Here is a 26970-nt window from a genome sequence, read left to right as displayed (position 1 = left end):
ATAAGGATTCCACTAAAAAATTATTTTTTAAAAGATTATACAATTTTAATAACCTGACCATTATTAAAACTTTGGCTAAAAACTATTTTTTAAAACCCTTTCTGGTTTTAATAGCCTGACCATTATTAAAGCTTTCAATCTCTCTTTTATTAAGTAGCGCTTTACCAATTGCAAGTAAATCATCGTCTTCATTTACAATAAGCACCTCATCATTTGCACGTATATTATCATCACAGTCCACTACAAATTGACAGAAAACGCTTTTTCCATCCCTTGTAAATGGTTCGGAATCCTGATTTACAACTACCCTATTTTGAGGATATTCTGTAGCTGCATGTAATTTTCTTCCACCATCTTTTGTAAGTACTAAAAATGAATCAGATGCCCTCATGTTAGCAACAAGTTTGCCATCTGATGAGATATGTCTTATTTTACCAGTTTTTTTAGACTTTTCAATCTTGATTTTACCATCAAATAAAGCATCCCCTGCACCTACTCCAAATTGATAATCAGCAATAGCTTTAATCTTTCTAATATCATCTTTAACATATTTTATCTCGTCTGATTGTGGATGGATAATACTAAAATCAAAGCCATAATGGTTTGCAATACTCTGATGTATTAAAACCTGATTATAGTATTCAGAAAATTCCGCAAGGCAATCCTCAATAAATTCAATTGAATCCGTATCCATATTTCTTGGTGCATCGTTTTGACTTAAAGGGTACACCTCATCCATATCAAGAGGTATAAGACCAAAGGGAATATCCAAAACCATAAAGTCACAATCATCTAAGTCTATTTCCTTTTCCTCCCCATAAACATAGAATCTTCCTAACTTTCCAGATAGATTCTTAGAATAGGGTTTTCTTGTGGGCGGAACCAATACCAATGTGGATTTTTTAGGCATTTGACGAATTTTTTGAATATGACGTCTTATCTCAGGTCTCTGAAGTGATTCAGGACCAGTATAAAAGAATGCTGAATTTTTACTACTTGGATTATAATATTCTAAATCCTCTGTATAGTTACCTAATTGTCTTAAACCATCCAATAATGCAGGATGAACTCTACAACGCTCTTCAACAAGTTCCATTAAACTTCCTTCTGAGATAGCTTGACGAACAGTTCTAAGTTCACCTAAAGATACTGCAAGATTATGCTGTGCAATTAATTGTACACGTTCCTCTTTAGGTAATGCCCTTAACTCATCAGGGGTATATTTACAACATACTTCACATGAACATGGCATTTCAGTTAAATTTTCAAGTTTATATGTTCCTCTTGTGGACAAAAGCCTATCATCCTCAGCATATAAAACATATGCTGCAGAATCAAATAAATCACAACCCATTGCAGCACATAATGCAAAAATCATTGGATGACCTGCACCCATCAAATGTCTAGGTACATCATCAGGCAAATGCTCCATGGAATGCATTACAACATCCACCAAATCCGCATACTTATACATTTCCATTAAAGGAACAACAGCACCAATCGGATATAAATCCGCATCTAACTTTGTAAGTTCATCTGCACATTTCTCTCTTAAATCTAAAAATGTGGATCCCTGAACAACAGAGTTTAAAAGCATGGAAATATCATTATCTTTTTTGTATTGAACAGCCTCTTTAGCCCTTTCAATAGTGATTTCCATATCCTCTTCAGCTTTTTTACGTGTAACATAAGGTGCAGTTGGAATATCTAGGCTTGTTCCAATGTCTGTACCGATAGCTTCTTGAAAATCAATAACCTCTTTATTAGTAACATCAATATCACCATAAACAGATAACTGAAAAGATCCAGAATCAGTCATAATAGGTCCATCAAAATTGATTAATTTATGAACCCCTTCCTTTAATGCTTTTCGTTTTAACTCATCATCTTTAAATATAATATATGAGTTTGTAATAACAATATCCGCACCATATTTACTAACATCAATAGTTTGTCTTCCGGGATGTATAACGGGCATTAATGCAGGAGTCGGTACATCACCATGTTGGGTATGAAGTACTCCAACCCTTGCCCTATTGTCTTTAGCTTTAATTTCAAACATTAATTTTCCTCATTAAAAATTATAAAAAAATAGTTAAAATAAAAATTAGTATTTATTATAAGAATGTTTTGTATAATAAATTATTTAATGGTTTGTAGTATTTAGATATGGAATAAAAAAATAGTTTGAACTAATCAATAATTTAATGATAAATAGAAAATTAAAAATCAAAACCATATCCTAAAAGATAATCAAATGAATGTCATATACAAGTATCACATCCACCAGTTAAGAATTAATAAATTTATCAGTTATTCATATAAATTTAAAATATTAATTGGGACATTAAAGATTCTCAAATGTCTAATAAAGTAAAAATCTACTTATTATTTCTACTTTCATAACCAGATATCAATTTCGTTTAATTATTATATATACTATTTAAATAAATTATTTCTAGAAAAATATCTTGAAAAAAATTTTATAGAGATATTGCAAAATTATAAGATTTTATAAATTCTTTTTGCAAAAATTATATAAATATTAAAAAAGATAGTTAATTAAACAAGCAAATCAAATAAATTTTAAAAATTGAATATTATTTAAAAATCACTTATTTTAAGAGATTTAGATAATGTTCTAATAGTTATTAAAGAGGTGATTAATATAGCAAGCAAATCATTTACACTAATATTGATTGTATTAATTGTAGGATTAGCACTTGGTTTAGTTGTTACAAGCGGAATAATTACCACCGACAACACAAATAATAATACAACATTAGAAAACAATTCAACTAATGCTACAATTAATTTAACTGATAATACAAGTGATTTAAATAATAGTAATGGAACTGCTGATGTTAATATAGAAGGTGGTGACTTGAATAATAATGATACATACTATGAAATGGTAAATGGTGAAAAAAGGTATATGAGTGAAGAAGAATATGCTGAAAAATATCCTGAAATTTACCAACAAAGAAAAAACGGCAATTTTGAAAACGTAGCATAAAAAAGTGTAAATAAACATGTTTACACTTACATTTTTTTAATTCTTTAATTTTTTTAAACCAAAGACTATTTTTCAAATAAAAATGTATTTTTTTAAGACTTTTAACCTAAGCCTATTTTTAAATTAAAATTCTATTTTTAAAGATCCATGCCTTAAATCTTAATTTGATATTAAAACCCTATTTTTTAAAATTAATAACTTAAAGCTTTTTATCTTAAAAGTTGTTTTTTAAAATAATATTGCACTGTTTTTTATAGATTAATACAATTAATAATTCAATTTAAAGAAAAATAGATAGAATATAATTAAAAAAAGAGTAATTAATTACTTTGACGCCAGGTGTTTCCACATTTAGCACATCTGATAAAGTAAGTAGGAGCCTCATCAGCAGATCTTGTTTGAAGAGTCCACCAATATCCCACAGTACCTCCACATTTATAACATGTAATTTTAGTAGTTGGAAGTACAACATCATCTGGAGTGGTAACTACCACTTTTTGTTCTTCGTTTTTCTCTCCCTCAAAACTGTATTCATCTTTAACTTCTTCTTTAGTTAAACTTTCTTCATAACCACATTTACATTTCAATTTACCATCAGCAGATGGAAGAATCATTGCACCACACTTTGGACAGAATTTCATTTAATTAAAACCTCTTATATCGTTTTGTTTTATTCCTTTGTTTATTATCTCTTAGACTAATTTTATTTTACAATTATTAAAATAATTCATAATGATTAATTCATTACCATAAATTAAAATAAATAATTGTTTTAAATTTCCCTTTAGATTTTATCTTCTTTTAATTGTTCATTTGCAGATTTTAATAACATTTCCTTCCATGAATCAAATTGAGTCGTTTTTTTAACAAACTTATCCCATCTCTTGTTATCAAATAGATCTGCTGTTTTTACATTTGACAATGGAGATTCCCTTTTCATCTGGTCAAATGATGAAAATTTTGTGTATTTTTCCATAAACTCATCTGAAAAAACTCCAACCATACATACATCATTATCTGCCATAATAATCACTTCAATACGATATATTTACATTACTTTTTAATACTTTTAAATTTAACTAATTTGAACTTTTAAGAAGTAAACATTTTAAATCGAAAAGTTAATAAATAGATAAATTAAATAAAAACTTTAATTTTAAGTTCATAAAAAAAAAATAATTAATTATTTCTAATTACCATTAAATTTACCATTGATTACATCATCTAATCTTTTAGACATGTCTAATATCCTATCTCTTGAGTTATGTTTTAAATTTGAATCTTCACTGTAACCATTTTGAGGTTCTATAATATAGTAAGCCTCATCAGATTTTACACCCGGAATATTAACTTTTGCTAAATTCCTTTCGACTCTCCTTTTAAGTGGAGCATCATCTATATCTTCACCTAAAAATATTGGTGTTTTTACAGCTGAGGATATTTTACTTACATGTCTTTTCTCATGTCTTTCTTCTGTCCTAACCTGATTGATTCCATCACTTGAACTATTAAGGTTAATATCCCTAAATGGTATACCAACATCTGATAATGCAATACGTCGTTCATCAAGGATATTTAAAGATTTACCTAAAGTTTCAGGATTTGGACTAGCTATAGTGCCACCTTGGAAACGACCAAAAACTGGTCCTTCACCAACATGAAAACCTGCTTCAATAAACCCGCCTCTTACAGGTGCTGATGAGGTATATGTTGCAACAATTCCGTTATCCTTAATGACCCTTTTAAACTCCTTAAACAAGTCACATGTAAATAACTCAGGTGCCATGGTCTGTGAGAAAGGATCCAGAAATATTGCATCATAGGTATTATCCTCTAATCTCTGAACAGTTTGTCTTGCATCCTCAATAAAAACTGAGATATCAATGTTGTCTGGGATTTCAAATGACCCAAGGTGAAGTGATGCAAAATTAGAACGAACTAACTCATCTTCAATAGCCTTTTTAACAATATCATGTTCCGCAATTGGAGAAGGTACAATCATTCCACAGGCCAATGTCTCGGGGGATATTTCAACCATATCCACTTTAAGACTGGTTGTATTATCTGTATGTTGCATAAAATCAAAAACCGCTGCTGAAGTATTATAACCTAGACCTGCACAGATATCCAAAATAGCTATATCCCTTGAATAGTCAAGTTTTAACGGATCTATAAATTTTTTAAAGCTTTCTGATATTGCACCTGATTTGGTGTGTAATGTCTCAACCTTATTGTTAATTGGTCTTGATTTTATTGAATAGGAACCATCATCCGTTTTAACAAAATAATCCTTTATTTGATTAAATAGATTTTCCCTATATTTTGAATCATTTGTTTCTACTTCCTTGTCAAATGCTTCCTTGATAATCTCAAATACATCATTGTCTATAACTACAGCATCATCTTGATATGTCATGTTATCAGCTTAATTTGAAAAATTAGTTTAAAAAAAATTAAAAATAAAATATAAGTATATTTTAGATAAAACTAGTATTTATATATTTAAATTAGCAATTTCAATAGGATTTTTTACAAATTTTAATGGATAATCACTTAAATAGTCTTTTTCCGTAGATTGACCCCATGTTACAAGCAGCATATCCAAATTGGCATTCTTTGCTGTTAATATATCAGTATTCTTATCACCAATATATAAAACCTCATCTCTGTTATAACTAGAATTGTTTATGATTTCATTTAATCTATATGGATCTGGCTTATCTGGTTTTTCCACAACAGAACCGGATATGTCAATGAATTCATAGTCCTTAAAGAATTCATCAACAAGATCAATGAGATTTGGCCCATATTTATTAGAACAAATAGCTAAGTCTATATTTTTAGCTTTTAGAGAATCTAACATCTGATAAATACCATCATAAACATGAGTATGAGGCTTTTCAATTTTATTATAATCTGTATCAAACTTTAAAAAGAAATCTGAGACACTGATATCACTATGTTGTTTATGTAAATCCTTTAAAAACTTTAAAAAATCATCATAAACAATATTTGAATAATCATCAACAGAATATCTTGGTAAGCCATATGAACTTAAAACATTATTAAAACATTCCATTGAGTCTACAATTGTATTAAGCAAAGTGCCATCAAAATCAAAGATATATAATTTTTTCATTGTTTTTATTCCTATAATTAAATATTTCACTATAAAAAATATTTTATATACTTATTTCTAAATACAATTAAGAATTTTATATTTAAGATATGTATAGTTTACTATGTTACATTAATGTTTAATTATTAAAAATTAAATCATAACTATTCAATATTATCCATGAAATAATTATATAAATCTTCTTTAACAGTAGTATGTAATTTAAGTTTAAAATTAACAATAGGTAACTCTTTACCTTTATCGTTTCTAATTGTTGTTTCAGTCCACATATCTTTAATTGGATCTACTTGCCCCATATAATAAAAACTGTTTCCTTCATCATCACTTTTATTAATGAATAAATGGATTTTAAGGTTTTGATTATTTATTATTTCCTGAGACTCCTTACTAGTTAATTTAACTTTACTTCTTGTCATCCAACTAAAAATATCCCTTGATTCAAATGCATCTTCATACTTTGTACTACTTGAAATATCTTCCTTCTTTTTATATGTTACAAAGATAGGGCAGGTATCATACTTAATAGAGTACCCATAAATAGTTGAACTTTCATTTTCCGGCCAATTTAATAAACGACAAACATCTTTTCTAGAATATTTCTCAAATAGCTTTAAATTTTCTCCTTCTGTTTGCTCATTATACCTTGTTTTATACCTTAAAAGGGCATAGTCAACTAAATCATTAAAATGTTTTTTATAAACATCTGAACTTAAAAATCTTTTAAAATCATCTGATATATCATATTTTTTATCTTTAAGATTTTCTAAATTATCTAAATCACTGTCATTAAAGTCAAAGTAATTTATTCCAGAATATTTTTCCTTATCTCCACCTTTAAAGAAACTTAAAATAAACATTCTAAATGAATGTTTTATAGATTTAAAATCATTGAAAATATTATAGTCTTTTAAAGCTTTTTCCACTAATTCAATTGTAAAATAATGGTTTAAGGACAATATTTTTAGAATTAAAAGTTCATGTGGTCTTTTACCATCAGCAAAATTATCAGTAATAAATTTTAATGATTTAACCTCTTCATCAGATAAATACTCATCATAATCTTTATCATATTTCTTTAAGAAGTTATAATAAGAGTCAAAACTATTATGACTTATTATTAAATAAGGATCTAAATCACCATTTTCATAAAAATCAACTAAATAAGGAATTCTTCCTAATTTATATTTTAGATTCAGATATTTATCTTTAAATAATGCAGTCTTAAAGGTTGCCTTATTAATTGCATTATATATTCTCTTTTTAGATATCTCATCAAAACTTATAGAAGATGAGCCTTTAATTATTTTGTTTCCCTCCATAAGATATTTTCGGATAATATCCTTATCATATGATTTATCTCCAGATAATGCAATAGGAATTAAGAAATTGTTTTTATAGTTTCCAATAAAGTCAATAATAACTACATATTCCTTATTTTTAAATTTACGTAAACCCCTTCCCAATTGTTGAATAAAAATAATTGATGATTGAGTAGGCCTTACAAGTAATACCTGATTAATTTCTGGAATATCTACTCCCTCATTAAATATATCTACAGTAATAATATACTCTAATTTATCCTCTACATCATCACCAGTTAATCTTCTTATTGCATCTTCCCTTTCCTCTTGAGAATTTTCACCAGTAAGTGCAACTGTAGGATGACCTTTATTATTAAATCCTTTAGCTAGTTCTTTAGCTTCTTTTTTAGTACTACAGAATACAAGTGCTTTAAGTCTATCTCCAGAATATCCATAGTATTCAGATTGTTCAAGTATATAATTGATTCTATCATCAGATACCAAATATTGAAAATCAGAGTTATCATCTAAAACTTTACCATTAACAGTTAAATCAGTAATTCCAAAATAATGGAATGGACAAAGTAAATCCTCTTCAAGAGCATCCTGAAGTCTAATATTAAGTGCCACATTATAATCAAATAATTCATAAATATTATAACCATCTGTTCTCTCAGGAGATGCTGACATTCCAAGACAGAATTTAGGTGTAAAATAATTCAATATTTTCTGATAACTAGCTGCACCTGCCTTATGTACCTCATCTATAATGATATAGTCAAATTCATCTCTTCTAAACTTACTGTAAACATCATCTTTAGACATAGTTTGAATAGTTGAGAAGAGATAATACTTATCATATTGTTTGGAATTACCTGATAATAATCCAAACTTATAATCTTCATCTTTAAAAACCTTTTTAAAGGTTTTCATTGCTTGTTTTGCAATTTGTTCCCTGTGAACTAAAAATAAGAATTTATCTGGATTAAATTTTTTAACTGCAAAAGCAGATGCATATGTTTTACCTGTACCTGTTGCAGATACTAAAAGAGCTTTATTTTCTCCTTTACTAATCAAATCATCAATATTATTTAAAAAATCAATTTGCATTGAATTTGGTGTTAAATTCTTCCCATCAATTTTATCATCTAAAATCTCTTTATTTGTCTCTAAAGCCCTTTTATTTTCATTATAAATTTTTTCATATTCATCAATAATATCTATAAGATCCTTTGACTCATCCCATAAGATTTTAAATTCATCAAATAAATTCTTAATAATTTCACCATTATTTAAAGATGAAAAACCAATATTCCATTCTTTATTAATGGTTAATGCATTTAAAGTAATATTAGAACTTCCAATAATTCCCTTATAAACATTTTTATCCTTAAAAATATAACCTTTAGTATGAAAACCCTCTTCTTGAGAGAATTTAACCTCAATGTTTTCAAATTCATTAAGTTTCTTTAAAGCAGCAGGTTCTGTAAAATTCAGGTAATTTGTAGTAATGATTTTTCCTTTAATATTCTTAGCTTCAAGCTCTTTAAAATCCTGTAATAAAGGAGTTATACCCCCCATAGTAATAAATGCAACACTAATATAAAATTCTTCACATCTATGTAACTCTTCTTTAATTGAATTTATAACCTTATTACCATCATTATTTACAATTAATTTAGGTTTTAAACCATCATAAGATTGGAGGTCCTTATCAACAAAAGCAATTTTTGCCCCTTCCAAAATCTCTTCACCATTAGACATCTACAAACCTCTTTTCTAAAGATTTTCCTTCAAGTAATTTACAACTTTTATATCCGCTTCAATCCATTGAACTGAATCTAATTCATCTTTACTTAACCATTTTCCATCCATATGTTCTAGAAGCTTTAAATCGCTTTCTAAACTACATTCATAACAAGACATATATAAATAAAAATCAGGATATTGCCATTTTATATCTAAAGCAAATTTATCAATTTTAATATCTGCATTTAACTCTTCTTTGATTTCCCTAATTAAAGCTTCCTTCTTGGATTCACCATTTTCAATTTTTCCACCAGGAAACTCCCAAAGACCTTTAAATTCACCATATCCACGTTGAGTAGCTAAAATTTTATCATCTTTTTTAATAATTGCTGCTACTACATGTAACTTCTTCATTAAATCCCTCTAATTTATAATTAAAATATTATTTGTTTTTAAATATAATTAAAGATTATTATAATTTTTTTAAAACTTAAATTTAAAACAAAAAAATTATGATAAAATAAAATTAATAAATTAATAATATGAAAAGTAGGATTGAGATTCAAAAAAGATGTAATACTGCAGAAGAGAGATTAAATAAACTTGAAGTTAAAACAACCGAGGACAAATATTATGAACTTAGTTATATCATTACCATTAAAACCTTAAAATCAATACTTGATGAGAATAAAGATGAGGCAAAAGTATCAGCAGAACTAGACAAGGTTAAAGCTAAGGTTTATAGACTTCAAAAAAGTGGCAATCAGTTAGAAATTTTAAAAAATAATCTTGAAATGAGAACCTATAATTGGGTTTTGAATGATTCCAATAATGTTGAAATAGAATGGGCACCACTTAAATTTAAAAAATAAATAAATGGATTCATTAAATAGATGGAAACTACTTAAATTTAAAATTAAATAAAAAATAAAATTAAAAATATATTTTTAATTATAAACTATTTATCCATGATTTAATATCCCCATTAGATGTAACTAAATCATTTGCATCATGATCTGTTGTAAATTGGATTTCTATTGGATTTTTCACATTTGCACCATTTGCCTCTGCAAGTTTGTTTGCCTCTTTAATAGCAGATCTTGGCCATCCAGCATGAGTTACAAATGGTATAACAGTTTTTCCTGTAAAATCATTTGAGGATAAGAATGTTCTAATAGGTGGAGCTATGGTATACCACCATACAGGACTTCCAACTACAATTGTATCATAATTAGATATTTCTTTATCCAATAGTTGTAATTCCGGCTTGGTTTGACTTTTTAAATTATCTACAGTCTCATCTACAAGCATGTCATAATCATCTGTATAATCCTCAACAGTTTCAATTTCACATAAATCAAAACCTGTAATCTCACTAATTTTTTCTGCAATCAGTCTCGTATGATTTTTATATGAATAATAAACAATTAATCCGCTCATTTTATCACTTTAAACAATTTTTAAAAATAAATTTATAAAACTTAATTAGGTTAATATTATTATATATAAAGTAATATATATATTTTATTTAAAAAAAATTTATATATACATATAAAGATATTATAGAAAATAATGATAGATAAAAATATAAAATTCTTTATAAAAAAAAGACGTTTAATACTTAGTTTTATCTTTATTATTTAAGAATGTGTAAATTGATTTTAAATAAGTTTAAATCTTGAAAAAAAAGTTTAAAAAGAATATGATTCCATTAAAAAAATAATGGAACCATTAAATCATAATTTCCACTAAATTAAGGAATATATTACATGGTTATTAATTGGAAATTATGATATTTTTATAAATTGCAAGTTCCATACATACGGATCTTACAACTATAAAGTTAATAGTAAAAGTAATTACGGAAATCAACCTAAGATTTGTAATTACAAAGTGAATTGAAAAAATAATTACAGAAATCAAATTCAAGGATTCTGCAATTAAAAAAACAAATTAATTAATAATTGTAGGCTCCACACCCCCATAGACCTACAATTATAAAATTAACAGTGAAAAAATAATCATAGGTTCTACACCCCCATAGACCTACAATTATAAGACTCATGGTATATGATAATTGCAAAAATCTACCCCCATAAGATTCTGCAATTATATATGATAAAAAATATAAAAAGTTATTTTTACTTAAATAAACTTTTTACACCTTCCTGTAAAGGAATTGCATATATTCACCATTAACCTATGTTTTTTAGTAAGTATATTAACATGAATTGTAATTTTCTAATTTGTATTCCAACTGATAGTTTAGATTAATAATCCTCTATCCTATTTTTTATTTTAATTAATATTTCACCAGATATTGGAGTTTTTGAAGCGGATATCTTAAGCAATAGTTCCATTGCCTCCTCACTGCTCATAATGCCTTTTTCAATACTATTTACAAAAATATCCTCCAATGAGATATAATTGATTTGGAACCTATCTAAATACTCCTTCATTTCATTAGGATCCTCCACAAGAATAACTCCATTATTTACCTTTGCCATAGCCATCAACATAGCCTCGTTATCACTTACATATTTACTTGAAGTTAAATCCATAAAGACTTTAAACTCTTCAGAATAAACTTTAATATCTTTAAGTTGGATAATCTTATTTTCAACCAAAGGTTTTAACCTCTTTTCCATTTTTATTGAACGGCAAAGATCATTATAAGTTTTTGGAGTGGTAACAATCTTATTGAATTGTCTATTTAACAAGTCAATATTATCAACTCTAACAAATGTAAAAAGAATATTGTTGTTTAGGTAGAGAGTTTTAGATTCCATTTAGTCACCTTTTATATTTATATACAATCTCATCTTGGAATCCATCTAACAACATTCCATTTCTTTTATCCTCGGATATAAGATTAGAATTGTAAGCATCCTCAACTAGACGAACATAATTACCAATCACTCTTTTGCTATTATATTCCGGAACCTGATAAATTGATTTATCAAAACCCCTTAACTTCGCTTCATGACTAATCTTAACATTAGATAAATTGTCAAATTCTCTTTCATCAATAAATCCATCTTGAAGAAGCCTTGTAATTAAAGCCTGATGTGAAATTTGGAAATATTGTTCACACACTATGGCATCATCCAAGGTCCATTTTTTAATACCTCTAGATTTGATAAATTTCTTTAAACCCTCATAGGGAATCAATACATATGAACCGAAGAGCTCAGCCTCCTGCTCTGAATCACTTTTATCATTATAATTACAGACAACAATATCCTCATTGAAGTTATCGTCATATAATAAATGATATAATTCATGGGCAAGTGTAAACCTTTGTCTACCTAAAGAGGAATTGGAATTTATACCTATAATACTATTGGTACCATTCTTTACACACATACCACTAGTATTTGATGACATTGGATGGAATATTATAGTATAATCTGTAAAACAGGTCGGGACCATGTGAAATAAATCTATAGGAATATAAGGATTCATATTCAATTCATCCCTAAGCTCAACAGCAAATGAATTCAATTCTATTGGACTTTTCACATCAATCATCCTCCTTTAGATTATCTAAAAATTCAATATTCAAAACAATCTTGTTTATAACAGCGATTGCCTCTAAATCTTCAACACTAACTTTTTTAGATCTGAACGCAAAATTTAAAGGAGTATACTTGTCGGTTTTTCCAATAACATAATCCCTAGAACAGCCATATAATTCACAAAGCTTGTTTAGGGACGTTAAATTTAATGAACGTTTCCCGGATTCAATCTTAGCTAGAGTACTTTGGTCAATGCCCAAATAATTAGCTATACTAGACTGATTAATATTCTGGGAAGTTCTTAACTCTTTTAATCTTTTACCCATCTCAATATTTTTTTCGCTTTCTGCCAAAGAAATGCCTCCAAAGTAGACATGAATATATTTGTCATAATACTATTTAAATGTTTTTAAGAAAATATGACATATCAATAAAAATGAATATAATCACCCTTGATTAAAACAGACACAAATTGGTAAAAAAGATAGATAAACCTTAAAAATCCTTTAAAAATTTATATGATGTGAATCAGTTAAGTTTAATTAAAATAAACCTTAAAGATACATAATTTTTATATCATTGTAGATTATTTATCAAATAAAATAGATGTAAGGATTATATGACAACAATCCAACAAAAAATAGCCTGATAAGATTAATAAAAAAATAAAAGTTTGGAATATAATCCGTTTAAATAAACCAGATAATAATTAAATATTTAAAAACATTGATTTAAGATTTGATTTTCTTTGTATGAGGAACGAATGCAATATAATTTAATATTGATGCAATAACCATTAATCCTAAAACTAATGAATTTACCTTATAAAAGAAATAGATTCCTGCAAATAATGTTGCAGTATTGATAAATATCCCCACAAAAGCATCGGATCTATTATAAACTGACTCGGTTCTTGTTATAAGATATAAGAATATTAATATAAAACATAGAATTGTAACATAAAATCTAATATCAGTAATGTTTTTAAAAGCAAAGTATTCTAAAATCAATGAAATGGCCAATAATACTATGGATATAATAACTAAAACTCTCTGAAACATATTATATCCAGGTTTACTTCTAAAAAATTTATCATTATTCATAAAAAACTATTTAATTTAAGAAATATTTATAACTTTTTACAGGTTTTAGTGATTCTGTCATAAAAATTCAGTGAAACAAATTAAAAATCCATTAAAATTTATGCCAAAATATTATGACCGATTATTTATAGGAACATATGAATTTTAGAATTGTCATAAAAATCTAGTGAAAAAAATTAAAAACCTATCAAATTTTATGCCAAAGTTATTATCCACTTGAAAAAAAGTGAAAAATAAGAGGTAAGTCTAAATGAAAAAATAGCTAAAAGTTAAAATTGGATTAAATTGAAAAAAATAAAAATCAAATAAACTCCAAAAACGGAAAAAAACTAAAAAAAAACATAATAGATAGAGAGCATTATGGTTATAATTCTATAATATGCGGTTTAATATCGGGATCATGGTTTGCAAGGCTCTCAATGCAATTCTCATTTAGACTTGTCTGTCTAATCCATTTAAGAGATTCGATAGCCTGATCTAGATTATCCGCAATACCCGGTAGAATCATCTCCCTCCATGATTTTTCAGCATAACCACCATCGGAGAAAAGTAAAACATATTTACCGGTATAGGTATTGATAATCTTTAATGCGACTAAACCTGGAGTATGTCCAGGTATATTAATTAATTGGAATTTCCCATCACCAAACAGATCATAGACCCTTCCAACAGGACTGTTTTCAAAGATTTCCTCCTCGGTACCATGTGGCCTGTCCTCAAACTCGAAGGTATCCAAATCGACACCTTTCCACATGTTCCCAACATATCTAATCTTATTCTTATTTGCAAAATCAAGTTCGTCCCTGCTTACCATAATCTTTTTGGCATCCCCAACATGTTTAAGACCGGAGGCATGATCCACATCAAGGTGACTTAATACCACATAGTCCAGGTCGGATGTTTTAATGTTTAAAGATTCCAATTGTTCATTTATGGCCTGACCTTCCGGCACTAGTCCCTGATTGGTCAAATAGTCCTTTAAGGTTTGATGTCTAATCTGGGATAGTTTTTCATATTTTCCATTTGGTGAAATATCCCTATGCCAGCCGGTATCATATAGAATCAGATAATCATCATATTCTATTAGATATGCTGATACAGGAAACCATTTCCTGTTTTTTCTACCATAAGAACTTAGAACCGTAAGTTTCGGTAATGAGGGATTTACCTCCTCATCACGAAAAGCTAGTGACTCGGATATATTTACCTGCCCTGTCTGTAAAACATGTATCTTCATCATTTACATCACTGAGAATTTTATATAGATAATAACTATAAACCTATTATACTCTTTATTTATACCTAGAAATATAAGATTTAAGATTTAACGAAATATCTCTAAAAAAAATTAAATCTTAATAAATAAAAAAAATCAAACTTGTAAAAAAAAAAAGAATAAATAAATGGATAATCAGGAATCTAATCGTCTTCCTTTGTAAAGGCGTCCTTGAGATTCCTGTTATAATCATGTATTAAAGAGTAATGCTCAAAGTTTTTATATTCCAATATAAACATCAGATAATTATCCTGGAAATTCTCATATACGTTAAAGAATTCTTTTATAATGTCTGAGTTGAATTTTGTAAATGAATCAAAATTCCCTTCCTCAACCATTTTAAATTTAAAATCCGCTACCTTTAAAAGGTCCTTTAATGCAAACTCCAATAAGGTCAATAGATATTTATAGATTACATCATTTTGAAATACCTCATACAAATAGCCGGATAACTCTTTAAAATCTTCGTATTCGGCATTTACAACATATTCTGTTTCAAGAAAGCTCAATATATATTTAACATTATCCTCTACATCTTGACGGATATTATCATCACAGAGTACAAAGGCCTCCTCTGTTGTATCAATCATGTTGGAGTTAATTTCTATCAAGTTAATAATTGATTCCTTATACTTTTCACCATAATCCATAATACCACATCATTTTTTTAGATTAATAACTTATCTGCATCAAGTAAATAATTATTTTAATTAAAATACATTTTTACTTTTCAATATTAAAATAGATTAGTTATTTGATTTTATTGTTAATTTATATAAAGTCACTGAATTAAGTTATTGATTTTTTTATTATTTAAACCCTATTAAATTCCAAATAGGGTTTGATTCTATTGGTTACTGAATTCCAAATTAAGTTGTTTTCTTGTTTAATATGGATTAATGTAATAACCATGAGGATACTCAGAGATCCAGAATCTCTGATGGTTTATCTACAACCTTTATAGGATAATCATCAAGGTATGCATCATCGGAACCCTGACCCCATTTTACCACAATAACATCAACATCAACATTCTTTCCCGTTTGAATATCGGTATACCTATCTCCAATATACACAATCTCCTCCTTTAAAAAGTCCTCGGACTTGATTATCTTGTTAATTAAAAATGGATCAGGTTTGAATGGCTCATCCCTTATATGGCCTATCACATATTTGAAATCTATATTAGGAAATAGCTTCAATACAAGCATCCTTAATAGGTCATCCATACGATTAGAACATACCGCCAGGGTTATGTCCGGATTGCTGTTAAGTTCAGCAAGTGTTTCCAAAATGCCATCGTATGGTTTTGTATGGTCCTTAGGACTCCTTATGTAGATATCCATATATTCCTCCAGAATATCCTCATCGGAGCCCATGAATGATATGAACTCCTCAAAGTTGATGTCATCTGCAGTTTTAAATGGAAATATCGGTTGATTAAATTTTTCCAAAGCCTTATTATATGCACTTACGGAATCGTATAATGTATCCACAAGCGTTCCGTCAAAATCAAAAATATACAGTTTTTTCATTATACCACTTATCAATGTGATTATACATAGTTTCTAAAGTATACCGGAATATTTAAAAAAAATAATCATAATTCTAATTTTAATTTTTTTATAACATATTCCATGTTTTTAAAACAATTTTCAACATCTTTATCAGTTATATCATGAAACATCTCATAATCAGCAATATTCCTAATTCTCTTACATTCCATCAACTTGTTAGAACAAGTAAACTGTTTTTTATATTTTAATTCATCAATAACTTGCCTATGCTCCGATTTATATTGCTCATTATCATTTATAAAATCCCAAGATTTCTTAACCTTAAAATTATATTTATTATTTAACCATAAAGAGGAATAAGAATAAGCACTATAATAAGATCTATTAATAATCGTACTATTAATACACCTATCATCACAAGAATCAGGAATTAAATCCTCCTTATTTTCATAAAGAAGTTTAGTAAACAAATATAATTGGTACTGGGGATAATTTTTAATTTTTAAAATATTAATCACCTGGAAAAATAATTAATATTCGCAAATTATATTTGAATTTAAAAAAAGAGACTCCCTATTTTTATTAGTTTTAGAGTATTGCCACATTTCATTGATTATTTTTTCAAAATTTTTAGTGTATTCTTCCCAACCCATATTTTTAGGCACATGAATAACAAACAAATCCTCAGGAACTCCGCAATCATATTCCCTTTTAAACTCCACATCGCCTAAGTCATATTGGTTAGATAATTCTTGAAGCCTATTTAAAAACTCTCTTTTATAATTATGATAAAAATAACTTTCTTTAAAATATAAATCATCATTAGTAAATGACTTTTTAGGATTTCCTGGGAAAATCTCCATTTCTTTATTAACTATAGATTCCATAGTAACCCCCCAACAAGAATAATAATTTTATAAACTGTCAGACATTTTATCAATATTGTCAGGATTATTAGAAACACTGATAACAACAGTATTATTACTTAAGTCATCATCATTTCGATAGCCTACAGTAACATTATCATTTTCAATATCATCTTTCTCTACTGAAAATCCAATTACCACAGGTGAAATCTTCAAATCCTTAAAATTAGAATTTAATTTGTCTAAAAATTCTTGATTAAATAATTTTTTAAGATCCACATCCTCTTGGAGTATCCTTAAAACTTTTTTTTCAGTCATCTTAAAAAACCTTCCCTATCAATAATTAATTAATATTATATTATTATTTATAATAAATATTTCCAAAACTATTTCTTAAAGCGAAATTATTATAAAAAATATTAAAATTAATTACAAATCCAAAAGGTCATAAGCGTTATCAATCATCTTTAAAGGATAATTACAGTGCATGGAGATATCATCCTTCTGACCCCAGGTTACAAAAGCCATATCAACATTGGCATTCTCTGCAGTCAGGATATCGGCACTTCTATCCCCAACATACAACACATTGTCCTTATCCAGATTTGACTTTTCAATTATCCTATTAAGTTTATATGGATCTGGTTTTCCAGGTAGACCTTCCCTATATCCAACAACGCAGTCAAATGCGATATCACCCAACAGGTAATCAACCAAACTATCAAGCAATATCTGATCACGGTTGGAGCATATTGATATAGAAACACCATTATCCTTTAATGTTTTCAGGACATCACGAATACCAGGATATAGTTCCGTATGATACCTTTTGGATTCAAGTGAGTTCCTCCTGTATGCCAGCTGGATATCCTTAATGGGCAGGTTATCTGCATTGTCTTCCAGCCTATGTGCAAAGTTTCTAAAATCCACATAGCTAACATTTTCCAAATCGTTTATGTGAAACGTGTCCACATCATATTCAATCAATGATTTGTTGAATGCAATCAAAGAATCCAGGAAAGTGTCCGCCAATGTTCCATCAAAATCAAAAATATATCCCTTTCTCATCAAATAGCCCCTTTACTAAAGGTTTAAATACATATCATTTAATGTTTAAATTCCAGTCCATGACAATGGATTAAAACCTAAAATTCAAATGATTATAATAAACCCCAACAATCAAATCAAAAATCCAAATCTAATCCAGATAATAATAGTAATAATAATAATAATAAAAAATCTAACAACCAAATCAAAAATCCAAATCCAATATATCATAAGGTGAGTCAATGATTCTTAAAGGATAATCGCTTGAATAATCCTCATCATTGCCCTGACCATATGTCACCAAAACCATATCCATGGAGGCATTCTCTGCAGCTGCAATATCAGCATCCTTATCACCGAAATACAATACTTCATCCTTGCTGCAGCCTTCCATTTCGACTATCTCATTTAGTCTGTATGGATTAGGCTTGTCAGGTATGCCTTTCCTATAGCCTGAGATATACTTAAAATTGATATCCTTGAAAAGCTCCTTAGAAAATTCATTCAAATATTTCTCATCCCTGTTTGAGCATATCGCCAATGTTTTTCCCCGATTGGACAACTCTTCTAGAACCTCTTTAACACCGTCATATGGACGGGTGTGGACTTTCGGATAATCCTTATATAAATCAATATATGCAGGATACACGTCTGTTTCCTTACCTGCATCGATATCTTTTAGAAACTGTCTAAAATCCTTATAATATAATGTTTTCAGATCTTTATCATAAGTTGGTTTATCAAATCTTTTTAAAACCTCGTTAACACATGCAATGGAATCCACTATAGAATCCACCAAAGTTCCATCAAAGTCAAAGATATACAATTCTTTCATAATATTATATTATGGTATATTATATTAAAATATTTTTTAAGGTCATGAGCGATTGGTATTTTTATAAAACTGGAATTTAAATTTCCTATGGACATACCTAGAAGAAAATCCGATTCTACATTAAACACTAATGGAAATTTTTTTATAACTAGTGAATGATATAATTAAATGATTGTTAAAGGTTTAATCATATTTAATAATGATACTTTATAAAGATATTTTCTAGAAAGGTCCAATCAGACCTAATAAAAATATTATTTAAAAATATCTTATAAGAATGTTTAATCAAGCTTATAAGGATATTCTTTAAAAACTCTTTCAAAAGCTGATTGGAAATATCTTTATTAGATTCCAGATCTATAAAGGATTGACCTAAAATTTTAATAAAAAAGTTAATTTGGGGATAAATATGTCTGATGAGGTTAACAACAAACGTTTAGACGATTTAATTAATGTAAGTGCAGAGAAGAGAACACGTGAATATGAGAAGATGCTTATTGAAGAGTTGAAAAAAGCGTCCTTACTTTTGCCCATTGAGTTTACAAGAAACAAAGATGCACTGGAAAATGTGAAGGTAGGGGAAACCTATACAACCAAGGAACCCCTTGGATTTAAACCCTTGACCTATGTGGATGAAAATGGAAACGTGCATCTATTTGTATTTACAAACGAAAAGGAGTTAATCAACGTTAACTGCGACAACATATTACTAATAGATAGTGCGGATATTGCTGAAAAATTTAAAACAGCAAACTTTATAGACATTGTCATTAATCCGTTTAATGAGAATGGTTTTTCAATAGCGTTTAAAGATTTTTTACGTTTATTTGATGATAAAAAGCATTCAGGTAAGTTAAGTCAGAAGGAGAAGGTTAACATGGCCTATGACCAGGTAGGTTTCTTTGTCAGAGACCTAGATCTATCCAAAGATCTAATCAACAAATATGAAATCGGCCAGATAATTCAGGAAAGGGCATTTGTAGATTCAAGTAATAAAATCGGTAAAATTGTTACAAACTGTCGTTTTGCCATCATATCCAATCATTGCATTGACTGTTCAGAGTTTGAAGAGGAGACTAATTGGAATTTATTTACCTGTGGCCCTAATTCATTGTTTAAGGTTTTAGATATTTATGAATATAAGGGCAAAGTACAGATTGTTCTTTTACATCTATTTAAAGACAATTGGAAAGCATTCATTGGTAATGATACAATTAACCCATCACTTGTTAACGATTCAAGAAGAATATTTAGACAGACTTTTAACACTGCCCCTATTCCAGAACTTACAACCGATAGATGGTTGGAAAGATGCGGATTTCCAGTCGGTTTAGATAATGACGGTAATTTCTGGGAGATCGAATAAACTGTTTTAGAAGATTTAACAAACATTTTAAAACCAGTTAATTCCTGATTTAATATTTTTAATTGTTTTAGAATGGAATTGTAGACTTTATGTCCTTAAATGATGAAAAATTGGTAATTGATCATCCAATTTACTGAAAAAACAATTAAAAATTATATTTTAAAATCAGGTAAAAAAAAACATAAAAAAAGCAATGAATAGAGATTCTACTTTAAATCAACTAAAAAAAAGTCCGAACTTAAAATCCAATAAAAAAACAATTGAGAAATCCAATCCCAGAATTCAATGAAAAAAAGTGTAAAAAAAGTAATTAATGAAATCTAATTACTTTCAGCATCAACCAAAGCCAAAGCCTCCTCAATGATCTTATCCATATTATAATATTTATATAGACCTAGACGACCACCGAAGATAACCTTGTCCTCCTTATCCGCTAATTTTTGGTATTTTGCAAATAGGTTATTGTTTGCCTCGTTATTTACAGGATAGTATGCCTCCATGCCCCTTTTCCAGGTCTGTGGATATTCATGGGTAATGATGGTGACATCTGATTCGGCAGATTCAAAGTGCTTATGTTCGATGATTCTTGTAAATGGAGTTTCAGCATCGGTATAGTTTACAACAGCGTTACCCTGATAGTTATCGGTATCCTTCAATTCAGTCTCAAACTTAAGGCCCCTATATTCAAGTTCACCATAACAGTAATCGTAGAACTGGTCTATCATACCGGTAAATATCACCTTGTCCGCAACATTCATCCATTTCTCCTTATCGTCAAAGAAATCGCAGTTAATCTTAACATCAATGCCGTCCAAAAGCTTTTCAATAATCTGGGTATATCCACCAATAGGTATTCCCTGGTATAAATCGTTGAAATAGTTATTGTCATAGATTAGTCTTACAGGCAAACGTTTAATAATAAATGCAGGAAGTTCACTACATTTCCTTCCCCACTGTTTTTCGGTATATCCCTTAACCAACTTCTCGTAAATATCCTTACCTACAAGACTGATAGCCTGTTCCTCAAGGTTCTTAGGTTCTGTAATATTTGCCTCGGCCTTTTGAGATTCAATAATTTCAACAGCCTCCTGAGGGGTTTTGATTCCCCACATCTCATGGAAGGTATTCATATTGAAAGGAAGATTGTATAGTTCACCCTTATAGTTTGCAATAGGTGAGTTTGTAAAACGGTTAAAATCAGCATATTTATTTACATATTCCCAGACCTCTTTATTGTCTGTGTGGAATATATGTGCACCATACATATGAACATTTATACCATGGTCCTCCTTAGTGTAAACGTTACCTCCTATATGATCCCTTCTTTCAATAACTAAACATTTCTTACCTTTATCTGTCATTTCACGTGCAAATACAGAACCAAAAAGTCCTGAACCAACTATTAAATAATCATATTCCATATAAATCACAATATTTTTATAAAATTTATAAAACTAATTATAATAATAAATTATATATGTTTCCTGATTAAATAAATTTTAGCCTTTCTATATTAGAATCTAAAAAAAGTGGAAACTAGAAAAAGTAGATGAAAAAACAATACCCCATAACCAAATAGATTTCAGCATTTATTATAAAATCTTTAAAATAGTGGAAATTAAAAAAAAGGTAAATTAAAAAGCAATGCATCCTAATTAAATGGATTTCAGCATTTATTCTAAAATCTTAAAAAATAGAGTAAAATAAAAAAAAGTAATTTAATAATAGTCTTCAGGATAGGGCATGTGGAATGAAAACCACCAGGTTAACAATGGATGATGCCAAAACAAATGAAACGTTAAGCAGGCTAGTGTTCCAATAAACCGCCACAACAACCATAAGCAAGACTATGGTCATGATAAGTGCAAATATGGCCTCGGATTTACTGTTTGAATTTGGAATCAATCTTTCATCCTTGGATACAATGTAGATAAAGAAAATTAAAAAAACTCCAATGGCTACAGCAAAATTAAAGTTATATTGATTTACATCTATCCAGAACTGTAGAAACATACAGATGAAAAGTAGTGCACATGAAAAATAGATTAAATACTTCTGAAGCCTTGAATATCCAGAATCCCCTTTCATCAATTCCTCTTTAAAATTCATATTAGTACTTTATTTAAAGTGATATATAATTTTTATCAAATCTACTTAAATAGAATATTAAAAAAGCAATATAAAAACCTGACAAAAATGAAATCCGATTAAATACAATATTAAAAAACCCATTTAGAAGCCTAGTAAAAATGAAATCTACTTAAATACACTATTAAAAAAACCCCAATTAGAAGCATAGTAAAGATAAAAAATTAAAATAAAAAAAGTCGATTAAATAATCATTTTACAAGAAATATTAATTTCTATTTGGACAAGCTGGGATGAATAACCTTTATGCCATCATCCTTTAGCACGTCATATAACTCGGCATGCTCCGTATGGACAGGATATAAAACATCGGGATGAATCTCCCTTACCATCTCAAGAAGTTCAGGACCCTTCGCATGACCTGATACATGGAAGTGGTTATAGATTGGAATATCAAAATGGTTCAGCCAATTTTCGGTTATCTCATAATTCATCTCCATCTCCTCATTAAATGGTTCGGTTGTACTGTGAAGATAGATCGCATTTTCAGGTTTAATATCGATCAGCTCCATGAATGAAAAATTATCAAGGCGTATGATAAAGCCCGATTCATTATCCTGGATATCCCTATAGGTGTATGCGTTATCATAGTCCAGAAATTCCCTTTCCCATTTTTCATATTCCTTTATATAGATGTCCTCATCTGCATTAACCCAATTATTATCCTTTGAAACATAGAAATCACTTGAATGGCCATCACCATTTCTCAGGGAGGATACAAGTCCGTCGCCCTTACGCCTTATATATATTCCAATATTCTCATCATGGATACTTGGATAGATGGTCTTCTCCTCGTTTTCCTCCTCAATGAGCTTTAACATATATGCCTGTTTAGTGGAAACGAGCAATGTTCTGTCGGTCTCCTTTGCAATGTTATGGAAGGTAATCAGCCTGTCAAGATCCCTGAGGGGGAAATTGGCGATGACAAGGCCCTTGAAGTCACCTATTAGATTATAGACCCTCTCCTCGATATCCTCCTCCAGTTCAAGATACTCGATTCTGTTTCCTTCATCGTCGAATTCCTTTCTATATTCCTCACTGTTGATTCTTGTACCCTCACATATCATGACATTAGGTGAGAATCTTCTGGCATGTTTTACAAAGTCCCTGGTCAAATCCCTGTTTCTACCGTGGAAACGTAGGTCCCCAGTATATACAACGTTTTCCTGGCTCCCCTCAATTAGAAAACCTGCGGCACCTGGAAGTGAGTGATCAACAGGCGCAAGCTGAACGTTTAAGTCCCCGATAGCTTGAACATCATAAGGCTCAAGTATTCGAATATCCCTCGGATGTTTGGCCTCATCACCTGTAAGCTTCTTGAAACCGCTGCCGGTTTTTTTGGGAACATAGGTAAACTGTGTTTTATATTGATAGATATCCTTGAAACCGGAGTTGAGACCTGTCTCACCAATAACCTGCAGTATTATCTTGGAGTTCCGGGTCATGTAAATCGGAATGTCACTTCTAAGATGTGATATGTAATCCGCATGGTCCGCATGTGCATGTGATAGAAGCAGACCGTCCACGGCAGGTTTTTCCTCCTGTGGGATTCCCATATGACCTAGAAAATCAGACCTGTATATTCCCTTAACATCAGGTATAAGTCCCAGTTCAATAAAGTCCCCGATACCGTTAGCCTTTCTAGGATTAATGAATTCTGAGAAAAACTTACCGTATTGCTTAAAGCTCATTCCAAAATCAAGTAAAAGTGATGTGGAATCCATATCCAATTTGATCTTGTTTCCACCAATCTCATCTACTCCGCCATAAAAACTAATATCACTCATATAAACCCCTTAAATTACATTCTAAAAAATAATTATTTTATAATAATTCGACACCGACTTATAAAGGATATTGGGATATCCTTTTATAGTTGGAATTACTATAATAATTATTGAAAAACATTATAAATCATGAAAAACATATTATAGTAATAGTATTAATTTAATGATTTATATAAATTAATAAATTAGTTTTATTGTTTTTTATAGTTCCTTAGTGTAATGGCAATCATACGAGACCCTGGATCTTGTGATGGCGGTTCGACTCCGCCAGGAACTATCTACATTTTTGTATGTATTCCCTTTTTTTCTTATATAATAACATGTATTATTAAAACTGATTTTTATAATTTTTTAATGAAATCTTCAATTGAATTTAATAAAAAAATAAGGGTTTATTATTAATATTCATTTTTATAGAAAGCGTTATTAATTTTGAAAAAAAAATGAGAACAAGAGGATAATAATATTTTTTTTATTTTAAGTAGTGGTAATAAATGCAATCTACTTCGTCTGTGTTTGGTATCATGAAGCGGATTAAACAACCATAGTTATCATTAAATAATATTGTTGCTTCCATTAAGTCAGTGCTCCATGTTTTGCCATTATCGGATTTTTTAAGCATACTGTAACTTATGGGTAAATTCTCTTTAGATCCTTTTAGTGTGAATGCTGGTGGTTCGCGGTTGAATTGGTATTCCTCGTTTACTGCATTTGGTATTAGTTTTTCTATTACCTCATTTAATGATGCAAGATTGTTTTCTTCTTTTAATATTTTTAGTTCATCTGCAAGATTTGAATTTATTTTAATTGAAGTATATTTTCCCATATCCTATTTCCCCTTTTTAAAAAAATAAAAGAAATATATTGTTATATCTCTTTTATAATATCAAATATTCTATTATTATGCCGAATATTATTATTACAACAAATATTATGTAAAAATATTGGTTTTTGTTTAATTTTTTATTTTCTTTGAAATTTTTATATATTAAATATATTAAGAGTATTAATAAAATTAATTCTATTATATTTATAATATAATTCATTTTTCTCACCCCATTATTTTTTTGGAAATTTTTATATATTAAGAAAAAGAATATATTACCATAAAAGTTATTAGGGATTTCTCCCTTAATATTTTATTAGTAATATCTTAACTATTTGTAATAGTAGGATAATAATAGTTAAGATTTTTTCATCTTTTTCTTTAATTTTTTCCACCTCCTATTTGTTTTTACAATATTATATTGTACTACATACTATATAAATATTTTTATTTTCTTCTTTAAAAGTAGTATATATTATTAAAAAAAATAAAAAAAGTAATAATAATTTTTAAAAAAAATAGCACTAAATCATATTTCCCTTATTAATCTGTGGGTAAAAAAAAGAGAACATGTGATTTACTGCTAAAACATTTTTCCTTCATAATTTCCAGAATATAATTGAAACTTTAATTTAAATGTTTATGATTACATCCTACTATTACACTATTTTTTATACAAAAATAATTATTGTAATTAGTAGTTAATTACAACCGGTACCGAAACGGAATATAATATAATCATCAGAACCTACAGCATGAATATCAGACTCCAACTGCTTAACACCAATATCAACAACATATACTTTTTCAACACCTAACTGTCCAGTAGAATTAACTTTAGCCTCCTCAAAGAAGTCAGTGATAATTTTAACATCAGATGAATCAGAACCTAATGATTTAATAACTGATTGACTATTAGTGTAACTTTCAATACTAATATTTTCTACTTCATGATTACTGCCTACTATGAAAACAGGTATTTCTGCACCAACACCATCAAGTGAAAGATAATTAGTATTGTCATTAACAACAATTCGTGGTCTATTTTTCAATGCTTCATAAGTTACCATATTTTTATATCTCCTTATTTTTATATTGGATTAATTTTTTTCTAAATTCTGATAAGGTAATACTTGGCATAATTTTATCTTCTTGAAAAGAGTTTAATAATTTTTTTTCTTCCTCAAATTGAGAAGTTAATTTATTATATGCAAGCATACCCATATGTAGTGAGTTATTCTCATCTACAAGACTAATTAAGGTTAATTTAGATTTTTTATTTTTAGAATTATTCTTCACGTCCTTTTTAATTTCTTCATTTTGATTATCTTTATTTTCTGTCATGATTTAAACCTAAAAATTAATTTTTTTATAAAACTAAATAATTATCTGGATTCCATCTGCGACCGCCGATAAGATGCTTTTTATAATAATCTACATTGAGTTTGATAATTCTACGATACAAGATAGGATTAC

30 protein-coding genes are annotated in these 26970 nt (G+C 28.7%); 3 read left to right on the top strand and 27 right to left on the bottom strand.

Annotation, left to right across the window (positions count from 1 at the left end):
• Positions 1-82: 82 nt before the first annotated feature.
• A complete protein-coding gene (tgtA, locus tag ON24_RS01865; protein ID WP_040681748.1) occupies positions 83-2062 on the bottom strand; it encodes a tRNA guanosine(15) transglycosylase TgtA in 1980 nt (659 codons plus the stop codon).
• A gap of 597 nt (positions 2063-2659) precedes the next feature.
• Between tgtA and ON24_RS01860 the strand changes: the two genes are divergently transcribed.
• Complete coding sequence (locus tag ON24_RS01860) at positions 2660-3016, top strand: hypothetical protein (RefSeq protein WP_152411879.1); 357 nt, start codon at positions 2660-2662, stop codon at positions 3014-3016.
• A gap of 320 nt (positions 3017-3336) precedes the next feature.
• On the opposite strand, the gene ON24_RS01855 is transcribed toward ON24_RS01860, so the two are convergent.
• The 6 genes from ON24_RS01855 to ON24_RS01830 form a co-directional block, all read right to left on the bottom strand.
• Entirely contained in the window at positions 3337-3657 is a 321-nt protein-coding gene (locus tag ON24_RS01855; protein WP_040681746.1) for a transcription factor S, read from the bottom strand.
• A 143-nt stretch (positions 3658-3800) separates the two neighbouring features.
• Complete coding sequence (locus ON24_RS01850; protein ID WP_040681745.1) at positions 3801-4040, bottom strand: hypothetical protein; 240 nt, start codon at positions 4038-4040, stop codon at positions 3801-3803.
• Positions 4041-4205: 165 nt separating this feature from the next.
• Positions 4206-5432, bottom strand: coding sequence for an MnmC family methyltransferase (locus ON24_RS01845; RefSeq protein ID WP_040681744.1), 1227 nt, complete (start codon positions 5430-5432; stop codon positions 4206-4208).
• A gap of 78 nt (positions 5433-5510) precedes the next feature.
• The gene (locus ON24_RS01840) at positions 5511-6155 is read right to left on the bottom strand and encodes an HAD family hydrolase (RefSeq protein ID WP_040681743.1); all 645 of its coding nucleotides are present in this window, start codon (positions 6153-6155) and stop codon (positions 5511-5513) included.
• Between the two features lie 143 nt (positions 6156-6298).
• Positions 6299-9220, bottom strand: a complete 2922-nt coding sequence (locus tag ON24_RS01835) for a DEAD/DEAH box helicase (RefSeq protein ID WP_040681742.1) — start codon at positions 9218-9220, stop codon at positions 6299-6301.
• 15 nt (positions 9221-9235) lie between these two features.
• A complete protein-coding gene (locus tag ON24_RS01830; protein WP_040681741.1) occupies positions 9236-9619 on the bottom strand; it encodes a (deoxy)nucleoside triphosphate pyrophosphohydrolase in 384 nt (127 codons plus the stop codon).
• Between the two features lie 128 nt (positions 9620-9747).
• On the opposite strand from ON24_RS01830, the gene ON24_RS01825 reads away from it, so the two are divergent.
• A complete protein-coding gene (locus tag ON24_RS01825) occupies positions 9748-10077 on the top strand; it encodes a hypothetical protein (RefSeq protein WP_040681740.1) in 330 nt (109 codons plus the stop codon).
• A 79-nt stretch (positions 10078-10156) separates the two neighbouring features.
• On the opposite strand, the gene ON24_RS01820 is transcribed toward ON24_RS01825, so the two are convergent.
• The 14 genes from ON24_RS01820 to ON24_RS01760 all read right to left on the bottom strand — a co-directional run bounded on the left by ON24_RS01820 (position 10157) and on the right by ON24_RS01760 (position 19367).
• Positions 10157-10645 carry a flavodoxin gene (locus ON24_RS01820; protein ID WP_040681739.1) on the bottom strand — a complete coding sequence of 163 codons (489 nt, stop codon included), beginning with the start codon at positions 10643-10645 and terminating at the stop codon, positions 10157-10159.
• A gap of 517 nt (positions 10646-11162) precedes the next feature.
• Positions 11163-11288, bottom strand: coding sequence for a hypothetical protein (locus ON24_RS09485; protein ID WP_268869981.1), 126 nt, complete (start codon positions 11286-11288; stop codon positions 11163-11165).
• Between the two features lie 187 nt (positions 11289-11475).
• Complete coding sequence (locus ON24_RS01815; protein WP_016358621.1) at positions 11476-11994, bottom strand: hypothetical protein; 519 nt, start codon at positions 11992-11994, stop codon at positions 11476-11478.
• 4 nt (positions 11995-11998) lie between these two features.
• Positions 11999-12727, bottom strand: a complete 729-nt coding sequence (locus ON24_RS01810; protein WP_016358622.1) for an ImmA/IrrE family metallo-endopeptidase — start codon at positions 12725-12727, stop codon at positions 11999-12001.
• Between the two features lies 1 nt (position 12728).
• Positions 12729-13076: a helix-turn-helix domain-containing protein gene (locus ON24_RS01805; protein WP_232216514.1), complete on the bottom strand. Its 348-nt coding sequence runs from the start codon at positions 13074-13076 to the stop codon at positions 12729-12731.
• A 378-nt stretch (positions 13077-13454) separates the two neighbouring features.
• Positions 13455-13826: a hypothetical protein gene (locus ON24_RS01800; RefSeq protein ID WP_016358624.1), complete on the bottom strand. Its 372-nt coding sequence runs from the start codon at positions 13824-13826 to the stop codon at positions 13455-13457.
• A 364-nt stretch (positions 13827-14190) separates the two neighbouring features.
• On the bottom strand, positions 14191-15066 hold the full coding sequence (locus ON24_RS01795; RefSeq protein ID WP_050553522.1) for an N-acyl homoserine lactonase family protein: 876 nt from the start codon (positions 15064-15066) through the stop codon (positions 14191-14193).
• A 179-nt stretch (positions 15067-15245) separates the two neighbouring features.
• Entirely contained in the window at positions 15246-15752 is a 507-nt protein-coding gene (locus ON24_RS01790; RefSeq protein WP_016358626.1) for a hypothetical protein, read from the bottom strand.
• Positions 15753-16022: 270 nt separating this feature from the next.
• On the bottom strand, positions 16023-16637 hold the full coding sequence (locus tag ON24_RS01785; RefSeq protein ID WP_016358627.1) for an HAD family hydrolase: 615 nt from the start codon (positions 16635-16637) through the stop codon (positions 16023-16025).
• A gap of 65 nt (positions 16638-16702) precedes the next feature.
• Positions 16703-17089, bottom strand: coding sequence for a hypothetical protein (locus tag ON24_RS01780; RefSeq protein ID WP_040681738.1), 387 nt, complete (start codon positions 17087-17089; stop codon positions 16703-16705).
• Between the two features lie 60 nt (positions 17090-17149).
• Positions 17150-17506 carry a hypothetical protein gene (locus ON24_RS01775; protein WP_040681737.1) on the bottom strand — a complete coding sequence of 119 codons (357 nt, stop codon included), beginning with the start codon at positions 17504-17506 and terminating at the stop codon, positions 17150-17152.
• Between the two features lie 27 nt (positions 17507-17533).
• Positions 17534-17803 (bottom strand): hypothetical protein, encoded by a 270-nt coding sequence (locus ON24_RS01770; RefSeq protein WP_016358630.1) that lies wholly within the window; start codon positions 17801-17803, stop codon positions 17534-17536.
• Between the two features lie 111 nt (positions 17804-17914).
• The gene (locus tag ON24_RS01765; protein ID WP_040681736.1) at positions 17915-18553 is read right to left on the bottom strand and encodes an HAD family hydrolase; all 639 of its coding nucleotides are present in this window, start codon (positions 18551-18553) and stop codon (positions 17915-17917) included.
• Between the two features lie 184 nt (positions 18554-18737).
• A complete protein-coding gene (locus tag ON24_RS01760) occupies positions 18738-19367 on the bottom strand; it encodes an HAD family hydrolase (protein WP_016358632.1) in 630 nt (209 codons plus the stop codon).
• A 409-nt stretch (positions 19368-19776) separates the two neighbouring features.
• On the opposite strand from ON24_RS01760, the gene ON24_RS01755 reads away from it, so the two are divergent.
• Positions 19777-20733: an SseB family protein gene (locus ON24_RS01755; protein WP_040681734.1), complete on the top strand. Its 957-nt coding sequence runs from the start codon at positions 19777-19779 to the stop codon at positions 20731-20733.
• Between the two features lie 320 nt (positions 20734-21053).
• On the opposite strand, the gene glf is transcribed toward ON24_RS01755, so the two are convergent.
• The 6 genes from glf to ON24_RS01725 all read right to left on the bottom strand — a co-directional run bounded on the left by glf (position 21054) and on the right by ON24_RS01725 (position 26838).
• Positions 21054-22154: a UDP-galactopyranose mutase gene (glf, locus tag ON24_RS01750; RefSeq protein ID WP_040681733.1), complete on the bottom strand. Its 1101-nt coding sequence runs from the start codon at positions 22152-22154 to the stop codon at positions 21054-21056.
• A gap of 310 nt (positions 22155-22464) precedes the next feature.
• Complete coding sequence (locus tag ON24_RS01745) at positions 22465-22842, bottom strand: hypothetical protein (RefSeq protein WP_016358635.1); 378 nt, start codon at positions 22840-22842, stop codon at positions 22465-22467.
• Positions 22843-23096: 254 nt separating this feature from the next.
• Positions 23097-24668 carry an MBL fold metallo-hydrolase gene (locus ON24_RS01740; protein WP_040681731.1) on the bottom strand — a complete coding sequence of 524 codons (1572 nt, stop codon included), beginning with the start codon at positions 24666-24668 and terminating at the stop codon, positions 23097-23099.
• 472 nt (positions 24669-25140) lie between these two features.
• Entirely contained in the window at positions 25141-25494 is a 354-nt protein-coding gene (locus ON24_RS01735; RefSeq protein ID WP_016358637.1) for a hypothetical protein, read from the bottom strand.
• Between the two features lie 701 nt (positions 25495-26195).
• Positions 26196-26564 (bottom strand): hypothetical protein, encoded by a 369-nt coding sequence (locus tag ON24_RS01730; protein WP_040681730.1) that lies wholly within the window; start codon positions 26562-26564, stop codon positions 26196-26198.
• A 4-nt stretch (positions 26565-26568) separates the two neighbouring features.
• Positions 26569-26838 carry a hypothetical protein gene (locus tag ON24_RS01725; RefSeq protein ID WP_016358639.1) on the bottom strand — a complete coding sequence of 90 codons (270 nt, stop codon included), beginning with the start codon at positions 26836-26838 and terminating at the stop codon, positions 26569-26571.
• Positions 26839-26970: the final 132 nt, after the last annotated feature.

The organism is Methanobrevibacter boviskoreani JH1, from assembly GCF_000320505.1.
GTDB classification, from domain to species: domain Archaea; phylum Methanobacteriota; class Methanobacteria; order Methanobacteriales; family Methanobacteriaceae; genus Methanarmilla; species Methanarmilla boviskoreani.
Note: the sequence above shows the minus strand (reverse complement) of the source record. Positions and strands in the feature narration are given on the sequence as shown.

What these genes read in the sequence shown, in the direction of transcription:
- tgtA (WP_040681748.1), bottom strand. Translation starts at nt 2,062, where the DNA reads ATGTTTGAAATTAAAGCTAAAGACAATAGGGCAAGGGTTGGAGTACTT.
- ON24_RS01855 (WP_040681746.1), bottom strand. Translation starts at nt 3,657, where the DNA reads ATGAAATTCTGTCCAAAGTGTGGTGCAATGATTCTTCCATCTGCTGAT.
- ON24_RS01850 (WP_040681745.1), bottom strand. Translation starts at nt 4,040, where the DNA reads ATGGCAGATAATGATGTATGTATGGTTGGAGTTTTTTCAGATGAGTTT.
- ON24_RS01845 (WP_040681744.1), bottom strand. Translation starts at nt 5,432, where the DNA reads ATGACATATCAAGATGATGCTGTAGTTATAGACAATGATGTATTTGAG.
- ON24_RS01840 (WP_040681743.1), bottom strand. Translation starts at nt 6,155, where the DNA reads ATGAAAAAATTATATATCTTTGATTTTGATGGCACTTTGCTTAATACA.
- ON24_RS01835 (WP_040681742.1), bottom strand. Translation starts at nt 9,220, where the DNA reads ATGTCTAATGGTGAAGAGATTTTGGAAGGGGCAAAAATTGCTTTTGTT.
- ON24_RS01830 (WP_040681741.1), bottom strand. Translation starts at nt 9,619, where the DNA reads ATGAAGAAGTTACATGTAGTAGCAGCAATTATTAAAAAAGATGATAAA.
- ON24_RS01825 (WP_040681740.1), top strand. Translation starts at nt 9,748, where the DNA reads ATGAAAAGTAGGATTGAGATTCAAAAAAGATGTAATACTGCAGAAGAG.
- ON24_RS01820 (WP_040681739.1), bottom strand. Translation starts at nt 10,645, where the DNA reads ATGAGCGGATTAATTGTTTATTATTCATATAAAAATCATACGAGACTG.
- ON24_RS01815 (WP_016358621.1), bottom strand. Translation starts at nt 11,994, where the DNA reads ATGGAATCTAAAACTCTCTACCTAAACAACAATATTCTTTTTACATTT.
- ON24_RS01800 (WP_016358624.1), bottom strand. Translation starts at nt 13,826, where the DNA reads ATGAATAATGATAAATTTTTTAGAAGTAAACCTGGATATAATATGTTT.
- ON24_RS01795 (WP_050553522.1), bottom strand. Translation starts at nt 15,066, where the DNA reads ATGATGAAGATACATGTTTTACAGACAGGGCAGGTAAATATATCCGAG.
- ON24_RS01790 (WP_016358626.1), bottom strand. Translation starts at nt 15,752, where the DNA reads ATGGATTATGGTGAAAAGTATAAGGAATCAATTATTAACTTGATAGAA.
- ON24_RS01785 (WP_016358627.1), bottom strand. Translation starts at nt 16,637, where the DNA reads ATGAAAAAACTGTATATTTTTGATTTTGACGGAACGCTTGTGGATACA.
- ON24_RS01775 (WP_040681737.1), bottom strand. Translation starts at nt 17,506, where the DNA reads ATGGAATCTATAGTTAATAAAGAAATGGAGATTTTCCCAGGAAATCCT.
- ON24_RS01770 (WP_016358630.1), bottom strand. Translation starts at nt 17,803, where the DNA reads ATGACTGAAAAAAAAGTTTTAAGGATACTCCAAGAGGATGTGGATCTT.
- ON24_RS01765 (WP_040681736.1), bottom strand. Translation starts at nt 18,553, where the DNA reads ATGAGAAAGGGATATATTTTTGATTTTGATGGAACATTGGCGGACACT.
- ON24_RS01760 (WP_016358632.1), bottom strand. Translation starts at nt 19,367, where the DNA reads ATGAAAGAATTGTATATCTTTGACTTTGATGGAACTTTGGTGGATTCT.
- ON24_RS01755 (WP_040681734.1), top strand. Translation starts at nt 19,777, where the DNA reads ATGTCTGATGAGGTTAACAACAAACGTTTAGACGATTTAATTAATGTA.
- glf (WP_040681733.1), bottom strand. Translation starts at nt 22,154, where the DNA reads ATGGAATATGATTATTTAATAGTTGGTTCAGGACTTTTTGGTTCTGTA.
- ON24_RS01745 (WP_016358635.1), bottom strand. Translation starts at nt 22,842, where the DNA reads ATGAATTTTAAAGAGGAATTGATGAAAGGGGATTCTGGATATTCAAGG.
- ON24_RS01740 (WP_040681731.1), bottom strand. Translation starts at nt 24,668, where the DNA reads ATGAGTGATATTAGTTTTTATGGCGGAGTAGATGAGATTGGTGGAAAC.
- ON24_RS01735 (WP_016358637.1), bottom strand. Translation starts at nt 25,494, where the DNA reads ATGGGAAAATATACTTCAATTAAAATAAATTCAAATCTTGCAGATGAA.
- ON24_RS01730 (WP_040681730.1), bottom strand. Translation starts at nt 26,564, where the DNA reads ATGGTAACTTATGAAGCATTGAAAAATAGACCACGAATTGTTGTTAAT.
- ON24_RS01725 (WP_016358639.1), bottom strand. Translation starts at nt 26,838, where the DNA reads ATGACAGAAAATAAAGATAATCAAAATGAAGAAATTAAAAAGGACGTG.